14 protein-coding genes are annotated in these 16,698 nt (G+C 56.6%); 2 read left to right on the plus strand and 12 right to left on the minus strand.

The window, feature by feature from the left end:
- Positions 1-68: 68 nt before the first annotated feature.
- The 7 genes from mraY to mraZ all read right to left on the minus strand — a co-directional run bounded on the left by mraY (position 69) and on the right by mraZ (position 7,665).
- Positions 69-1,172, minus strand: coding sequence for a phospho-N-acetylmuramoyl-pentapeptide-transferase (mraY, locus tag BBOMB_RS02920; protein WP_044087219.1), 1,104 nt, complete (start codon positions 1,170-1,172; stop codon positions 69-71).
- A 46-nt stretch (positions 1,173-1,218) separates the two neighbouring features.
- On the minus strand, positions 1,219-2,763 hold the full coding sequence (locus tag BBOMB_RS02925) for a UDP-N-acetylmuramoyl-tripeptide--D-alanyl-D-alanine ligase (protein ID WP_044087218.1): 1,545 nt from the start codon (positions 2,761-2,763) through the stop codon (positions 1,219-1,221).
- An 85-nt stretch (positions 2,764-2,848) separates the two neighbouring features.
- A complete protein-coding gene (locus BBOMB_RS02930; RefSeq protein ID WP_044087424.1) occupies positions 2,849-3,739 on the minus strand; it encodes a hypothetical protein in 891 nt (296 codons plus the stop codon).
- A gap of 39 nt (positions 3,740-3,778) precedes the next feature.
- Positions 3,779-5,587, minus strand: a complete 1,809-nt coding sequence (locus BBOMB_RS02935; protein ID WP_044087217.1) for a peptidoglycan D,D-transpeptidase FtsI family protein — start codon at positions 5,585-5,587, stop codon at positions 3,779-3,781.
- Positions 5,584-6,018, minus strand: a complete 435-nt coding sequence (ftsL, locus tag BBOMB_RS02940; RefSeq protein ID WP_238549864.1) for a cell division protein FtsL — start codon at positions 6,016-6,018, stop codon at positions 5,584-5,586. Before ftsL ends, BBOMB_RS02935 begins: the two co-directional genes overlap by 4 nt.
- Positions 6,019-6,035: 17 nt before the next feature.
- On the minus strand, positions 6,036-7,097 hold the full coding sequence (rsmH, locus tag BBOMB_RS02945) for a 16S rRNA (cytosine(1402)-N(4))-methyltransferase RsmH (RefSeq protein WP_044087422.1): 1,062 nt from the start codon (positions 7,095-7,097) through the stop codon (positions 6,036-6,038).
- Between the two features lie 7 nt (positions 7,098-7,104).
- On the minus strand, positions 7,105-7,665 hold the full coding sequence (gene mraZ / locus BBOMB_RS02950; protein ID WP_081867253.1) for a division/cell wall cluster transcriptional repressor MraZ: 561 nt from the start codon (positions 7,663-7,665) through the stop codon (positions 7,105-7,107).
- 247 nt (positions 7,666-7,912) lie between these two features.
- Here mraZ and BBOMB_RS02955 point away from each other — a divergent pair, with 247 nt between their 5' ends.
- On the plus strand, positions 7,913-10,195 hold the full coding sequence (locus tag BBOMB_RS02955) for a HelD family protein (RefSeq protein ID WP_044087214.1): 2,283 nt from the start codon (positions 7,913-7,915) through the stop codon (positions 10,193-10,195).
- Positions 10,196-10,335: 140 nt separating this feature from the next.
- Here the strand turns inward: BBOMB_RS02955 and nrdR are convergent, their stop codons facing one another.
- A complete protein-coding gene (gene nrdR, locus BBOMB_RS02960; protein ID WP_044087213.1) occupies positions 10,336-10,794 on the minus strand; it encodes a transcriptional regulator NrdR in 459 nt (152 codons plus the stop codon).
- Positions 10,795-10,904: 110 nt separating this feature from the next.
- Positions 10,905-11,276: a LysM peptidoglycan-binding domain-containing protein gene (locus BBOMB_RS08270; RefSeq protein ID WP_052377378.1), complete on the minus strand. Its 372-nt coding sequence runs from the start codon at positions 11,274-11,276 to the stop codon at positions 10,905-10,907.
- Positions 11,277-11,502: 226 nt separating this feature from the next.
- Between BBOMB_RS08270 and lexA the strand changes: the two genes are divergently transcribed.
- On the plus strand, positions 11,503-12,240 hold the full coding sequence (gene lexA / locus BBOMB_RS02970) for a transcriptional repressor LexA (RefSeq protein WP_044087419.1): 738 nt from the start codon (positions 11,503-11,505) through the stop codon (positions 12,238-12,240).
- A gap of 213 nt (positions 12,241-12,453) precedes the next feature.
- Here lexA and BBOMB_RS02975 read toward each other — a convergent pair whose 3' ends face one another.
- From BBOMB_RS02975 to hflX, 3 genes are all read right to left on the minus strand, one after another.
- Positions 12,454-13,425, minus strand: coding sequence for a cation diffusion facilitator family transporter (locus BBOMB_RS02975; RefSeq protein WP_081867377.1), 972 nt, complete (start codon positions 13,423-13,425; stop codon positions 12,454-12,456).
- A 346-nt stretch (positions 13,426-13,771) separates the two neighbouring features.
- A complete protein-coding gene (locus BBOMB_RS02980; protein WP_044087212.1) occupies positions 13,772-14,734 on the minus strand; it encodes an L-lactate dehydrogenase in 963 nt (320 codons plus the stop codon).
- A gap of 398 nt (positions 14,735-15,132) precedes the next feature.
- On the minus strand, positions 15,133-16,686 hold the full coding sequence (gene hflX / locus BBOMB_RS02985; RefSeq protein WP_081867378.1) for a GTPase HflX: 1,554 nt from the start codon (positions 16,684-16,686) through the stop codon (positions 15,133-15,135).
- Between the last annotated feature and the right edge of the window lie 12 nt (positions 16,687-16,698).

A 16,698-nucleotide genomic window follows, 5' to 3' on the forward strand; every position in this document is an offset into this window, starting at 1 on the left:
TTACCTACGAACCGACAGGACCACGCCATCCGCCAACACGCGTGGGAGCCGATCCTCACCGACCGCAATCAGAGCAACAAACCGGAATTCACGATCCAATCTCCATAGAAGATGACCACCGCCACAAGCATGAAGATGAATTCGACCATCCAGAACCGGACGACGACCTTCGCCTCTCCCCAACCCTCCAATTCGAAGTGATGATGGATGGGCGCCATCTTGAACACACGCTTGTGCGTAAGTTTGAAGCACCCCACCTGTATGACATCGCTTGCCGCTTCGATGACATACAGACCACCGAGAATGACGGCTAGGAATTCGGTATGCGTCGCTATGGAAAGCGCCGCAAACAGACCACCTAAGGCGAGGGAGCCGGTGTCCCCCATGAAGATGGTGGCCGGATTCGAGTTGTACCAAAGGAAGCCGAAGCAGGCGACCGCAGCACACGCCGCGATGATGGTCAGATCCATGGGGTCCGAAACGGCATAGGAATACCCGGGATGCCCCACCCCCTTGACGTGGTACGTCTGCCAAAAGGCTATGAGCGCATACCCGCTCAATGAAATCATGGAGGAACCACAAGCCAGCCCGTCGAGACCATCCGTGAGGTTCACCGCATTGGTCCACGCCGTCATAAGGAAATTGACCCAGATGACGAAGACGACGATGCCCAATGTCTTTCCCGCGAATTCGAAATTGAAGAACGGTCTTTCAATGAAGCTCATACCTGCCTGGGCGCTGGGGAACCCCGATTTCGTGGGGATCATGAGGGCAAGAACGGCGTAGATGGTCGCGAAAACGAACTGACCGATGAACTTCGCATGAACGGAAAGCCCAAGGTTCTGCTTTTTGCGGACCTTGGCGAAATCGTCGATAAAACCGAGCAGACCCATCGAAAGCATCGCGTACAGCACCAACACCGCAGACCACGACGGAAGCGTCCCACGGGTGGTGTATCTTTGCAGTGCGGATGCGCACCATCCCAGAAGCACGGCCAGAATCATGACCACACCGCCCATGGTGGGCGTGCCCCGCTTAACCTGATGTGACTTTGGACCGTCCTGACGGATGTACTGACCATAATGCAAACGATGCACCAAACGTATCAGCAACGGCGTGCCGAGTATTACCACCAACAACGACACCGCAACTCCCAGAATCAAGGAAAGCAACGTCAAACTCCATTCTTCAAGCCGAATATGCGATCAAAACCGAACATCACTGGCGACCTTCGGACCACCGACGCGCCAAGGCACTCAGCCCAGAGGCATGCGACCCCTTGAGCAGCACGACCGTCCCCGGATGCTCACCCGCCATAAGGGTCACCAACCGATCGGCCTCCTCTACGTCACACACCAATTTCACCACAACGGGGGTACGCCCGACATCCGTGTTTCGCGAAGCGTCTCGCTCGGCCGCAGCGGCTCCATCGGCCATACTCTGCGCCAAAATCTGAAGATGTCCGTCGCTCCTGCTGCCCACCACCACGATGGCATTCAGCCCAAGCCGGGCTGCATAACAACCAAGCTGATGATGAAGCCGCTTCTCATCGTCCCCCAGCTCCAGCATCGCACCAAGGACCGCCACGCGCCATGGCTGTCGCTCACTCTCCGAACGCCAACCTCTGAGCCCCTCCAGGCCGGCCTTTAACGAATCCGGGTTGGCATTGAAGGAATCATCAATAAGGGTGAAATCAGCGTCCCCACGTTTGATATGAGCGACTTCCATACGGTGCGGACTGATCTGACGCACCGAGCCAAGCGCGGAGGCGACCCGATTCAAAGACATGCCGTAAAAACGGGCGACGCTCGCCGCAGCGAGAGCGTTCGAGACATTATGAATCCCCGCAATCCCCATATTCACTTCGATGTCAGACTCGCCATCATCGATCATGAAACGCGGCCTGTCGAACTCATCAACCGAAACATCACGTGCACGCACCGAATCCTCGCGGTCCGAACCGCCGAACCACAGCACCCTGCCGGGCGCGAGGCGACTCATAGCGCTAACTCTCGGGTCATCCGCGTTCAGCACAGCCACACCGCCGGGCCGCAGTCCTTTGACGATCTCACTCTTGGCCTGGGCAATCCCTTCAACGGAGCCGAACTCACCCAGATGCGCCGTTCCCACCTTGAGCACAACGGCCACATCCGGAGCCACGATGCGGGTGAGTCCGGCGATTTCCCCGATGTGGTTGGCGCCCATCTCCGCCACAAGGTAACGAGTGTCCGCGTCCACCTGCAGAGCGGTGAGAGGAAGTCCTATGTAGTTATTGAATGAACCCACCGGCGCCACCGTTTCACCCAATTGGGAGAGCAGGGCCTTGAGCAGATCCTTGGTCGTGGTCTTCCCGACTGAACCGGTGATGCCGATAACGGAGAAATCGGCATCCAAAGCCCTACGCCGATCGATGTTGGACCGTGCCAGCAGCCCCAGCGCCTTGACAGTTCCCGGAGCCTCCATGCCATCTGTGGGGATGCGCGGACCCGAGCCGGCGGGAACCAGGATCTGGGTAACGTCGGCATGCTCGACGACATGATCGACGATGGCCGCCACCGCACCATGCACACCCGCATCCTTGACGTAATCATGTCCATCGGTGTTTTCACCGGCTATGGCCACAAACACCGAACCATCCATGATCAGACGCGAATCCGTCACGACGTTGTTGGCAACGCTCCCCTCAGGCACGGCACCATCCTCGGGTGGAACCACGTTCCCCTTGACACTAAGTGCAACTTGCTCCACTGTAATGGGTAACATCCCAGGTTCCTTTCCAAAACCAATCATATGCGAGCAACCGCCGAACGGCTCCTCGTCTCATCAGCACGCAGGTCCAGACCAAACACTAGGCATCGCCCTGTTCCATGCGTAAAGCGGTATGCAAAGCACTGCGCTTGACACCGGCCGCATACGCCATGGAAACAGCGAAGGCGAGGCGACGGTCCGCCTGAGGGTCGGCGACGGAGTTCCTATTGGATATAAAAGGTGCCAGCCAACTCACATTGGGGCTCAGAGTCGTCAGTTTAAGTCCTTCTTTGGCCGTGAATCCGTACCTAGCCTGTGCTGATTCGCGGACCTCGGCGGCCTGCCCGTCCTTAAGCTGACGTGCGCAGCCCAGCACGTCGACATTCACGGCCTGCAAAGCGTCGGCTCCCAACGTCTGGTCATCCGCCGAAATGACCACGGCGTTCACGCCGTCCTCCAAGCATATGGACAAAGCCCGCTGCACATCGAAAACCCCCAATGGATATGAAAAACTCAGAGGGCGTTCCAAAGACAACGACCCCGAGGCGCTAAGCCGGCCGACAGGATTGCCCAGCGTATGGAGGAATTCGGCAAGACGGTCGACCTGAGCCTGGGACTCATCGGGCTGCTCACCGCAGACGACGAAGACTGCGAGGACAGTTCCGGGATCCCCGGCCATCTGGGAGGCCAACCGGCCTATCTGAGCCGCACTGGGATCAGCCAGAAGCACCGGGATGTCCCACTGACCCCCACGCATGTGCGTCGGAAGCATCGCCGCATAGGCACCTGCGAATTGCGCCTGCTCCAATTGCGGTTTCGACACGGGACCTTTGGGTACGTACAACGCACCTGGACGGACATCGTTGGGGTCGTCTGCCAACGAGGTGACGCTCACGCTTCGCGCATAAGGCGGGTCGAGCTCGAACCCGTAACGGCCGGCTATGGCCCCCAAAGTCAAGCGCTTTGAGATGGCCTCATTCACCATACTCATCTGCCGCCCCTTTCCCATGGCATTCGTTCATCCGATTAGCTACCAGTTTATCGGTATGGCATCCGTTCGTGGAGCCGAGAACGGAACCTCATACTTCTGCATAAGAAATTCGGCGATTCTCTTGAACATCGGCGCCGTAGTGGACTCCGCATAGATGCCATCAGGATTCTTCAATATGACGCTGATGGTGAACCTTGGGCTGTCCGCTGGTATCACCCCCGAGAAAGTCGCAACGATGGAACTAAGGGAATTCCCCGAACCCCTGACTTCGGCCGTACCTGTTTTGGAGGCTATGCGGTAGCCGTTGACAGCCACCCTGCGCTCATAACCGCCTGTAGCCGATTCCATGGCATTCATCGTCTCATTGGCTACCTGCTGATCGATGACGCGCTCGCCGTCATCCTGCCGCTCGTCAGTCACATGACCGTTCTCATCGGTGGAGGACTTGAATATGAACTGTTTATGGGCCACACCTCCGTCAGCGACCGTGGTGATGGCCTTGGTCAGTTGAAGAACATTGGTGGCATAGCCCTGTCCAAAGAGGACGGTGTCCTTGGTTCGGCCGTCCCAATGATCTGGGGTATCCAGCTTCCCCTGCGACTCACCAGGAAGATTCAATCCGCCGGGTTGCCCTATGCCGAATTTAGCGAGATTGTCGTACCGCTGCTGACTTGTATAGCCGTTGCCGGCCATCACCATGCCAACGTTGGACGAATTGCGCAGTATCCCCGCCAACGTCCAATTCGAAGTAGGATGAGGCAGCGCATCATGGAAGGTCTGTCCGTTTTTTTGAATCTGGTATGGGACTGAAAACTTGTCGGAAGCCTGGCGCACACCGTTCTGCATCATCCCGGCTATCGAGAACACCTTGCCTATGGATCCAGGCTCGAACGTCTCGCTGACCGCTCTGGAGGCACCCATTTTTGCCTCGGCCGACCCAGCCTGAATCTGGTCCGAGTCATCCAAGGCTATGATTTCGTGCGTCCTCGTGTCTTCCACACAGGCCAAAGCCCAATCGGCATGATACTGCTCCTTGCCTTCTACGAGCACTTTTTTGACGAACCAATCCACATCGGCGTCAATGGTCAGCTTCACGTCGTTGCCGTCCTTAGGGGCCTTATATTCGCTCGAGGTTCCCGGAATCTCCTGACCACCTTCACCGTACTGGTTGATCTTATAGCCATCGGTTCCGGACAACTCGGCGTTTTTCATGGCCTCTATCCCTGACGCGCCAGTGGTCTTACCCTTGTCGTCGGTCTTCATACCTCCAAGCAAAGGGCCCAACAGCGTACCATCGCTGTAGACTCTGTCCGCCGTAAGAACCGCATAGACGGTGTCGCCAAGGTTAAGTTTGTCAATCTGACGCTTGACCTTGGGTTCGACATTGGTTTTCAGAACCTGATAATGGCCGGTCACGCTCAACTTCGCACCGATTTCCATCGCGCTCATACCAAGCGACGGGGCTAAGATCCGTGCGACGGCCGACACGCCATCGACGCCGACCGGTTTGCCGTCAACTTCATTACATAACTCGGCGTTGCCCTTCGTGCACGTGACAGGCTCGAAATTCTGGGCGCGTTCTGGGTCACCGATGATGGTATAACGCTCGACGCTGCTGGCCAGAACCGCACCATTGGTATCGAGGATCCTACCGCGCCTGCTTTGTATCGCGAAGCGATGGATACGCCCTTCAGTAGCAGCATTCGCCGTGGCTTTCCCGTTCAGAAGCTGCACGTTCACGAGCTGAACAAAACACGCCGCCGCGACCAGTACAAGGACAATCATGATCGCCATGCACCTCTTGAAAAAGCTCAAGGTCTTGCGCTGTGCTCGTGCAGAGACCTTCATCGCGTCTCCTCGGGAGGTTGATACCCTTGCAGGTCTATCGAAACGGAACCCTGCTGAGGAACCATACCCATTTCCTGCGCTTTCTGAGGCAACGACGATTGAAGCGCGTCCAGTGTAGCCTGGTCATCCTGGACGTCTTGGGTCAGCGCGGAGATATGCTGGCTGCTCTGCGCCTGGTCAAACGAATCCTGCTCCATCTGCACGCGCAGCAGTAGCGAGCAGAACAGGGAGACAACAAGGAACGCCACAGCGACCAACGAACACACTACCATCGCCGTACGTCCACGGGTCCATTCCAGAAAGCGGTTCCACCCCTGTTGCTTCTCACCTTCCGCCGTTCTCCCGCCCTTAACGACTCGGAGTTCCGGCCTTCGGGAAGAGGCCTGCACCTCGTTCTCACGCCCCTGCGGCACCGCGCTGGATCGCACCATCCGTTCCCTTACCGCCATCATCTTCTCCCTTTGTTCGCACCGATGTTTTTCCCGCTTCCACGCTTGATGCTCGTCTCGTCGTCATGCCGTGCCCGCTCCCCATAACGCGTTTTCCAGCGCTCAGGAAGCGGACGGATAAGCTCCACCCCGCGCAACCGGACCGATGCCGAACGAGGATTATGTTCGATCTCAACCTCATTGGCCTTCTTCGCCCCGCGCGTCAATTCCTTGAAAAATGGTTTGGCATCTTCGGGAACCACAGGCAGTCCTTCCGGCACATCGTCATGCAACCCCTGCACCATGAAGGACTTGACCGTCTTATCTTCCAGGGAGTGGTATGACTCCACGACGATCCGACCACCGACCGACAACCGAATGGCGGCCTGAGGCAAGGTGCGGGCAAGCTTGTCGAGCTCGCCATTGACTTCGATGCGCAAAGCCTGGAAAACACGTTTGGCCGGATTGCCCTTGGAACGGTGGAATCGAGGTATCACTCGATCGACCAACTCATCGAGTTGCAGGGAGGAATGCAAAGGATGCGCACCTCGCTGACCCACGATTTCATGGGCGATGGGCCGGGCGTATTTTTCCTCTCCATAATCACGGAAAATGCGCGTCAAATTATCTTCGCTGTATTCCGCCAGGACCCTTTGCGCCGTCAGTTCCTGAGTCTGATCCATTCTCATGTCGAGCGGTGCATCGTGCGAATAGGAGAAACCACGGTCATTCCGGTCTATCTGCAGACTGGAAAGTCCCAGATCCATGAACACCGCTTCCACGTGTTCGACCCCAAGGCGCAGCAATGCTTCGGTAAGCTCGTCGAAGGCCGCATGAACCGGCGTGAAACGATCCGACAAACCCAATCGATCCATACGCTCACATGCCAGACCGAGTGCCTGAGCGTCCCTGTCGATACCGATGAGTCTGGCCTCGGGCGCTGCCTGAAGAAATGCCGAGGCGTGGCCCGCAAGGCCAAGAGTGCAATCGACCACGATACTTCCGGGTTTCCTGAGTGCCGGCGCCACCAAGGAAACGCAATCCTGAAGGAGAACCGGGTCATGAATGTTGTCGATGTCCATGCTCGTATCACCAATCCATGTCCTGAAGGACGTCATCTGCGATGTCGGAATAACCCTGTTCCTGTGCCTGCAGGTAGGACTCCCAGGCTTGCCTGTTCCAGATCTCGGCGCGCGTCCCCACACCGATGACGACGATATCGTCGCCCAGCGAGGCGTAATCACGCAGCATCTGAGGCACAAGCACCCTGCCCTGTTTGTCTGGTTCCTGATCCACGGCACCCGAAAGGAAGACGCGCAGATAATTTCTGGCGGCTTTATTTCCAACCGAAATATGTTGGATACGCGCAGCCATCCTGCGAAATTCGCTGTGAGGCAACAGATATACGCAACGCTCCTGCCCTCTTGAAATTACGAGACCCGACCCAAGCTGCGCACGCATCTTGGCCGGAAGAGCCACACGCCCTTTGATATCGATCTTCGGAGCGTAGGTACCCAACAGCAAAGGGAGACCTTCCGTCTCGGCGGATTGACCAACCGTCGAATCGAAAGCGGCACGTTCCGGGGGTTGAACGGAAACACTCGAAGCGCCACGGTCGCCTTCGCCATGTACATCGCTTGGTTCGACCATTTCCGCCTCCTCTCACACTTGCGTTTCCATTCCCCCAGCGAACACCTTACAAACAATACTCCACTTTACCCCACTCTTCCCCATAATCTACCACTTTTACGTAAAAATGTCGGTATTTTTTTACGTCATTTATTCATGCCGTCAATTGCGGAGGCAGTACGGAAAAAGAAATATGCGGATTTCTACGCATGTAATGGGTTCGGAGTATATTTGAATGCCTTAAATGTCGAAAAATCAAAGGAAACAGATGCCGAATTGCTCATCCCAGATACATGAGGAACAGGTCGCCGTCACGCATGCATACCAGCGACTTGACGCGCTTCGTGACGAAACGCGCACCAGACTGAACGCCGTACGGGCGGCCGGTGCGCATGGCTCACCGACCATGCGCACCGAACGGGACTCATTCGCCACGATGTACGAAGACCGGTTGACCCAACTCAGAGCAGTGGAGGACCGTCTGATTTTCGGCAGGCTCGACAACGCCTCGGGCGAACAAAGGTACATCGGCCGCATCGGTCTTTCGGATGAGGGACACAACCCGCTGCTCACCGACTGGCGGGCGGACGCGGCACGGCCGTTCTACGAGGCCACACCGAAGCACCATGGAGACACCGTCATGAGGCGTCACATCACCTTGCGTTTCAGGGAAGTCATAGGCGTGGAAGACGAAGTGCTTGACGTTCACTCATCCCAAGTCAACCAGGCCCAGCAATCGGGAACGCTGACCGGCGAAGGCGCATTGATGGCTTCCCTTGATTCGCGGCGCACCGGCAAGATGACCGACATCGTGTCCACCATCCAAGCCGAACAGGACCGCATCATCCGGTCCCCACTTGACCGTGCGGTGGTGGTTCAGGGCGGGCCTGGAACCGGAAAGACCGCGGTCGCCCTCCACCGAGCGGCTTACCTGCTCTACACCTACAGACGCAAGCTGCAGAACTCCGGAGTCCTCATAATCGGTCCCAGCAACCAGTTCCTGCGTTACATCGATCAGGTCCTTCCCTCGCTCGGAGAGACAGGCGTGGTTTCGCGAACCATAGGCACGCTGCTTCCGGGAATACGGACGACATTGCAGGACAACCCACAGGCTGCCAGACTCAAAGGTCAAAAACGCATGGCAACCGCCATAGCCAACGCCGTTGCAGAACGTGAACGCATACCAGCGTCCCTTCCATCGGTCAAAATCAACGGATTCACCATAGCGCTCAAAACGGCGGATGTTGAACAGGCCATCGATGACGCCCGCCACGCCCGGCAGCCCCATAACACGGCACGGACGACATTCGTAAAAAGCGCGCTTCACACGATGCGACTGCACTACGTCGAGCAACTCGACTACGAACCCGGACACGATGAAATCACCGACGTCGACAACCAACTCAAGCTTGACGACGACCTACGCAAGACCTTGAACCTCTGCTGGCTGCCGATGCAGGCCACCTGGCTCGTCGACCAGATGTTCTCCAAACCTCAGCAGCTGCGTCGTTTCGCCCCGTGGCTTTCGGACAGGGAAATCGAGGTTCTCGTACGCCCCAAGGGCTCACCCCTGACGATTTCTGACATCCCTTTGATCGATGAGGCCATGGAGCTTTTGGGGCCGGACCCAAGACAGGCAGCAAAGGACGCGGCTGCGAAAGCCCAACGCAAGGAAGAGGAAAAATTCGCAGCGGAAACACTCGCCCAGACCGGCTTGGGATCCGGAATCATCACTTCCTCGATGTTGGTGGACAACATCAACGGGACCGACCCTGAAGCCGTTGCCCAACAAGCGTCTTCTGACCGTGAATGGGCCTATGGACATGTCGTCGTGGATGAGGCACAGGAACTTACGGCGATGGATTGGCGTATGCTGCTGCGCAGATGCCCCTCACGCTCGTTCACGGTGGTAGGTGATGTGGCTCAGACTGCTTCGTTGGGAGGAACGCGCCATTGGGAACAGACGATGACCAGACTCTTCGGCGAGGAAGGCTGGGACCTCAACGAGCTTACGATCAACTACCGCAATCCAAAGCAGGTTTCTAACCTGGCCAGTGCCTTCGCCAAGTCCGAAGGACTGTACATATCCACCACGAAGGCCGTACGTGATATACCAAACGCCGTGGAACGGCGGGAATATGATGACGTGAAGGATCTCCTCGACGATATACCGAACATCACCGCGGGTCTGTTCGACGAATTCCTCTCAGACGACGATGGCATGGGACTCGTCGCAATCATTGCCCCGAACCAATTACTGGAAAGTGTCACAGCCAGGCTCAAGGACAACGAGATACTCGGGAATCGAAAGTCAGCATACAGTAACGAAAATGGTGGGCCGACGCTGGACGAAAGAATCGTCATTTGCGATACGCAAAGCGTAAAGGGCCTTGAATACGACGCAGCGGTGTTGATCCAACCCGGTCTGATGGAAGAGGAGGCAGCTTCGCGACAAAGCGCGGCATCCGACATTTACGTCGCCATGACACGGCCTACACAAAAGCTCATCATCGCGCAAAGCCTTGAGGACAAAGCAAACGTCTCGTTGTGATGCCGACCACGATTCCAACCCTCATCAACCACGTCCCTCACGGAAAATCTTCAAGATCCATCAATATGAATCACCATCATCATCCGTCGCGCTGTTCGGGCCCGTCACAGCGATGCCTCACGACCGACCTCAGGCTCGGATCACTGCGAGACGGATTGCTCGGAGCGTAGGTTGTCTATGGCCTTCTGGAAATCGTCAAGTCCTTCGAAATTCTGATAGACGCTGGCGAAACGAAGATACGCGACCTCATCAAGTTCGCGCAACGGCTCAAGAATCGCCTTACCTACATCCCGTGAATCGACTTGTGCCAATCCTTGGGCACGCAAGCTCTCCTCGACCTGCTGACCCAGAAGCTTAAGATCCTCTTCCTTGATAGGCCGCCCCTGACAGGCCTTACGCACGCCATTGATAACCTTGTCTCTGTCGAAGGATTCGACGCTTCCAGAACGTTTGGTCACGAGCATCATCGTGGTTTCTACCGTCGTAAAGCGTTTCCCACAGTGGGGACATTCCCGCCTACGCCGTATGGCATGGCCGTCATCGCTCAAACGCGTATCGACGACCTTGGTATCGGAGTTTTGGCAAAAAGGACAATGCATATTCCCAACCATAGCGCCAACACGAGAAAACAAGGCCAAAAACCGATAACGCTCGCAGTTGTCCTACATTACACATGAGTGACACAACGCCACAACGCCGACATCTTCGATCAGCGGACAGGGACCTGCAATTTCTGTCCCGGTTCCAGCCATGTCGAATCCAGACCATTGATTGCGATGAGCCGATTCACGTTTTCGGATACATCTCCCCCTTGAGGCGTGATCTTCTCCGCATATGACCATAAGGTGTCCCCCGGTTGCACGGTATAACTGACCAACTGCACGGGCTCCTCGGCAACGGCCTGAGAACGACTCGTGACACCTGACCAACTCGCCATGGACACAATAAGCACAAGCACCGCAGCAACGATGGCGAACAGCCTCACGATGGCGGTTCGCACATCGGTGTTGGTCTGGTCCTCGTCGCTCTGCCCATCGTTGCGCACTGAACACAATCCTTTTGACGTGACCGTATAAGACATCCTTACCACCTTTCGAACATTTGTGCTATCGAATACTTGTTCTTATATTCGCACATTTGTTCGAGTTATGCAAGAGCCTTTCGAACATCTGTTTGATTTTCTCCTGCGTCTACGTTATCATGAAGCTGAAAGCGAAAGGATCACCGTGAGCACCATACCCTTCAATCCAAGGTACGACAAAAATACGCGCGAACCGGAAGCACGCGATGCCCGAAAGACCGATGTCATGGCCGAGTTCATAGATACGAATGCAGCCGACCGCGACTCACTTACCGAGCGGCAATCCAAGGTCCTTTCGGCCATCCGCCGCCACGTGGAAAAACAAGGCTTCGCACCATCATTCAGAGAAATCGGTGACGAGGCTGGGCTCAAAAGCACCTCTTCCGTCCGACATCAGCTTCAGGCGCTGGAGGAAAAGGGGTATATCAGAATGAACGCCAATAAAGGAAGGGCAATCGAGCTCATCGATGACTCACCTTCCACCGCACCCGCAAGTGGGGGCGCAGACTCAGGCGAGACCGCTGCCTCGACCACCAACGCAACGATCTTGTCCTTCCCTGACTTTTTCAGTGAAGACAGCGCAATCACCCAATCCCACGACATTCCGCTAGTTGGCAGGATCGCTGCGGGAACGCCAATCACGGCAGAACAGCATGTCGAGGACGTAATGCGTCTGCCCGAACGACTGACAGGCCGAGGCAATCTCTTCATGTTGGAGGTGCACGGTGATTCAATGGTGGATGCCGCGATTTGCGACGGTGATTACGTCGTAGTAAGGGAGCAGAAGGAAGCTGCGAACGGCGATATCGTCGCAGCTCTTCTTGACGACGAAGCAACCGTAAAAACGTTTCGCAACGACAACGGCCATGTCTGGCTGATGCCGCACAATCCGGCCTATTCACCGATAGACGGAACTTACGCAACCATAATGGGAAAAGTCGTGACGGTACTGCGTAAAGTCTGATGGAGTGCCGTATACCGGTACATTCGGATGCCTATTGGCGGATATCAGACACCGCTGACTGGTGCTGATGGGCGACCCACCGAGAATGGCAGGGCAAGCGGTACAGGCGCGGACACTATGGCACGATTCACCATCTACTGTTCGATTCACCATGATGCAGGGACGGCACAATGTCAAGGTCGTACCGTTTTCATCGAAGGATGCGTTCCGCGATCAACGATGGGCATATTCCTTGGTTGAACGGCTATACCCTTCCGGTTCCAGCTGGAACGTCGTATGCGAAACCGAAACAGGGAAATGCTCGACCAAGCAGGTATGGAGACTACGGAGAATTTCGGCATCCTGCGATTCGCTCAGACCCTTTTCAACGACCACATGGGCACTCAGCGTCGGGGTCCCGGTCGCCACCGTACTTGCATGCAGGTCATGGACGCTGACCACATGATCAACTTTTTCGATATGCCTGCGCACCTCATCAAGGTCCAGATCCTCCGGGGTCTCTTCGAGAAGCACTTTGAGTGCATCACGCATCAGCACGAAGGCCCTGGGAATCATCATCACTGCGATGACAGCACCGGCAAGCGCGTCAAACCGTCCCCACCCCGTAGTCATCATGACCACCGCCGACGCAACTACCGCCAATGAACCCAAGGTATCATTCACGGTTTCAAGAAAAGCCGCCTTCATATTGAGATTGTCGTTTTTGCCACGGGAAAGCAACACCGCCGAAACAAGGTTGGAAAACAGACCAAGCAGGCCGAATCCGAAAAGAAGCCCATCGCTGTGCGCTTCCGACTGAGAGAAACCGAACAACCTCATCATCGCCTCGATGAAGGCATATATGCCGACAACCATCAAAACGAAGGCACCAAGCCCGGCAGTGATGACCTCCAGCCGAGCATAACCCCAAGTCAGCCTTTTGTCGGGTTTACGTCTCCGCAAAAACGCGGTGACGGTCGAAGCGGCAAGCACCGCGACATCGGTGAGCATATGCCCGCTGTCAACCAACAATGCGAGTGAACCGGTAACCACGGAGCCGATGACCTCAGCGACCAGGACCAGCAACGTCTGCGCCAAGGCGACGCCCAGACGGGTCTGATACCCGCGCGCGGCATTGATTTCATCCTCCTCTTGGAACGGACGATGAGGCGCTCCGTCAACCGCTTGATCCGAAGAATCAGTCATAACAACCACCCCAAAAATATCGACGACACCTGAAAACGCGCATTGCCCACTGCCCGTCGCCTCAGCATAAAGCATGACAGGACGGCTACCCTACATGCTGCCGACTATACACCGACGACGTCGAAAGTGGCGACCGAAGATAACGGCGGAAGCAATACTTGCGATGACCGCAATCGAACCTACCCTGTGTAGCAGGGCTTGGGAACGTGTGTGAATCCGCATCCTCGCGACGCACGCCTCATCACCGTACAACCCACAAGAACGGCATCCCACCTACGGCCAAATACAGATGCGGCCATGGGGACTGCCATACAGAGCCCATGACCACATGCAAAACACAATGATCTCAGAAACCGAATTGGGCGGCGGATTCCTTAAGCGTCTCGGCAGAACGCTTCAACGCAGCGAGTTCATGGTCAGAAACAGGAGTGTTGATGCGTGAGTTGACGCCGGAACGGTTGAGCAGAGTCGGCACGGACATGCAGACCCCGGAGATACCGTGGAAATCATCCAACCAGGAGGAAACCGGCAGGATTCTATTGGTGTCGTCGAGGATGGCCTCGATGATGTCGACACCCGACATCGCGATGGCGTAATTCGTCGCACCCTTGCCGTTGATGATGCGGTATGCAGCGTTTTTGACCTCTTGGTGAATCTCTTCACGCTTGGCGTCATCCAATGGATCATGGCCGGGCAATTCCTTCCAATCGCACATGGAGACCCCACCGATGGTGGCAGAGGCCCACAGCGGCACTTCGGAATCTCCGTGCTCACCCGCGATGTAGGCATGGACGTTCTTGACGTTCACGCCTGTCTGCTGCGCGATAAGGAAACGCAGACGAGCCGAATCGAGATTCGTGCCGGAACCGAACATCTGGTTCGCAGGCATTCCCGAAAGCTTGAGGGAGACCTGAGTGACGATATCCACCGGGTTGGTGATAAGCATATAGATGGCGTTCGGCGCGACCTTAATGACCGAAGGGATGATCGACTTCATGATGTTGATGGTGGCACCGGCCAAATCCAACCGCGTCTGCCCCGGCTTCTGCCTTGCGCCTGCGGTGACGACGACCATGTCGGCGTCTCGGCAGATTTCGACGTCATCAGAGCCATCGATGGAAACCGTCGGATAAAAACTGGAGCCGTGCTGCATGTCAAGGACCTCGGCCTCGACACGCTCCTTATTGATGTCCTCAAGTACGATCTGACGCGCAACCCCTCTTTGCGCAGCAGTGAAAGCAAGCGTCGATCCGACCGCGCCGGCACCGATTACCGCAAGCTTCGTTGGCCTGATAGTTGAATGTACCATATTTGAAACCTCTATTCCTTTACAGTCACAGGAGCACCCAAACCCCTGAATGACGTACAGCGACCAGTGGGGCAATGTTGTTCATGATGACGCCGTTTACCCGCACTTGTTACATCAATCACTTTACAGCAACAACCGCACCAATGGCCACCTACCCTTCAACAATAGCAAAAAGGCCCCATAATGCATGTCCCTCGATGGCACGGGCCATCCGGCCCCTGCCGAGGCAGCCAATCAATTAAGCAAGCAATCAAGCATGCAGCCACACGAGAAGTCGTCCCGGCGAACCTCAGACGGCGACGCGCCGAAGGAATCGACCGATCCAGGCACCTGCGGAATGAGACACACGACGTTCACAAGCATGGCGCCTGCCGAAAACCGGTCGTCGCATGCGGCTCTCACCCTATGGCTCGATTCATAAGCTTTGCGGCCAGCCTGCTGCCGACCCGGGCCTTGACTTTCACACCGTCGTCCAAATACCGCAAATCGTCCACCACCCCGAAACGGCGCACTTCGGATATCAACGAGCCTTCGGTGTAAGGCAGCAGCACCTCGACGCTCACCTCGGGCTGAGGCAGTAAGGATTCGACCGCCATCCTCACATCGCCAAGGCCCTCACCCGTCATCGCGGAGACCAGAAACGCCTCCGGCATCAGACTCTGGAGGCGCTCCAATACCTCCGGAGCCACCAGATCGGCTTTGTTGAACGCAAGCACCCTCGGTATCCGCTCCGCACCATCGATATCGGCCAACACTTCATCCACGGCCCTGATCTGAGCGAATGGGTCGGGGTAGGATGCATCGACCACGTGGAGAATCACATCCGCCTGGTCCACCTCCTCAAGCGTCGACTTGAACGCTTCGACGAGTTGCGTCGGCAGACGGCGCACGAAACCCACGGTATCCACATATGTGTATAGCCTTCCATCGCGGGCCTTGGCACCTCTGACCGCAGTGTCAAGTGTCGCAAACAGGGCGTTCTCCACCAGCTCCTTGGCACCAGTAAGGCGGTTCGTAAGCGACGACTTACCCGCATTGGTGTATCCGACGACAGCGACCGTAGGTACATCGTTTCTCCTCCTGGAGCCACGCTTGACTTCACGCGACGGTGTCATGTCGGCGATCTGTCGCTTGAGCCGAGAGATGCGGGTGCGAATGACACGCCTATCCATCTCGATCTTGGTCTCACCAGGCCCTCTGGACCCTATACCTCCGTTGACTCCCGCGGCCTGCCCGCCCGCCTGTCTGGAAAGAGATGCGCCCCAACCGCGCAAACGTGGAAGCATGTATTCAAGCTGGGCTAGCTCCACTTGGGCCTTGCCTTCCCTGCTTGTAGCATGTTGCGCGAAAATGTCGAGAATCACTGCGGTACGGTCGACCACCTTGACCTTAGTCGCATCCTCAAGCGCCCTACGCTGGCTTGGTGCCAGATCACCATCAACGATGATCGTATCGGCCTCTTCGCGTGCCACGATTCCAGCTATTTCCTTCGCCTTGCCACGACCCACGTAGGTTGCCGCGTCCGGTTTCAAACGATGCTGCAGTACGCCGTCGCAGACCTGCGCCCCGGCCGTGGCGGCGAGCGCCGCCAGCTCTCTCAACGATTCCTCGGCCTTGCCGGCCGTGGTCTCGCGGTTCGACCACACGCCCACTAGGACGACACGTTCCAAACGGACCTGCCGATACTCCACTTCACTGACGTCCTGCAACTCGCCCAAACCGGTCACGTGTCTCAGCTCGTTGCGCGACTGGCGCTCCTGCCATTGCTCATCATCCGCATCCATCGCGAACGCCGCCGAGCCCGGTCGTGTTCGAGCGTCCTGAAGCACGTCGCTTTCGCTCGCAAGCACATCGTCGTCCTGCGTCGTGCCGTTCTCGTCTCGGGACACGTCCTCTTCGTTTTTGTCTTGGGTCAAAAGCGCCTCACTGTAATATGTTGGATTGACTATCATTATGATGGTTTT

Origin of the sequence: Bifidobacterium bombi DSM 19703 (genome assembly GCF_000737845.1) — a bacterium.
In the GTDB taxonomy this organism is placed as follows: domain Bacteria; phylum Actinomycetota; class Actinomycetes; order Actinomycetales; family Bifidobacteriaceae; genus Bifidobacterium; species Bifidobacterium bombi.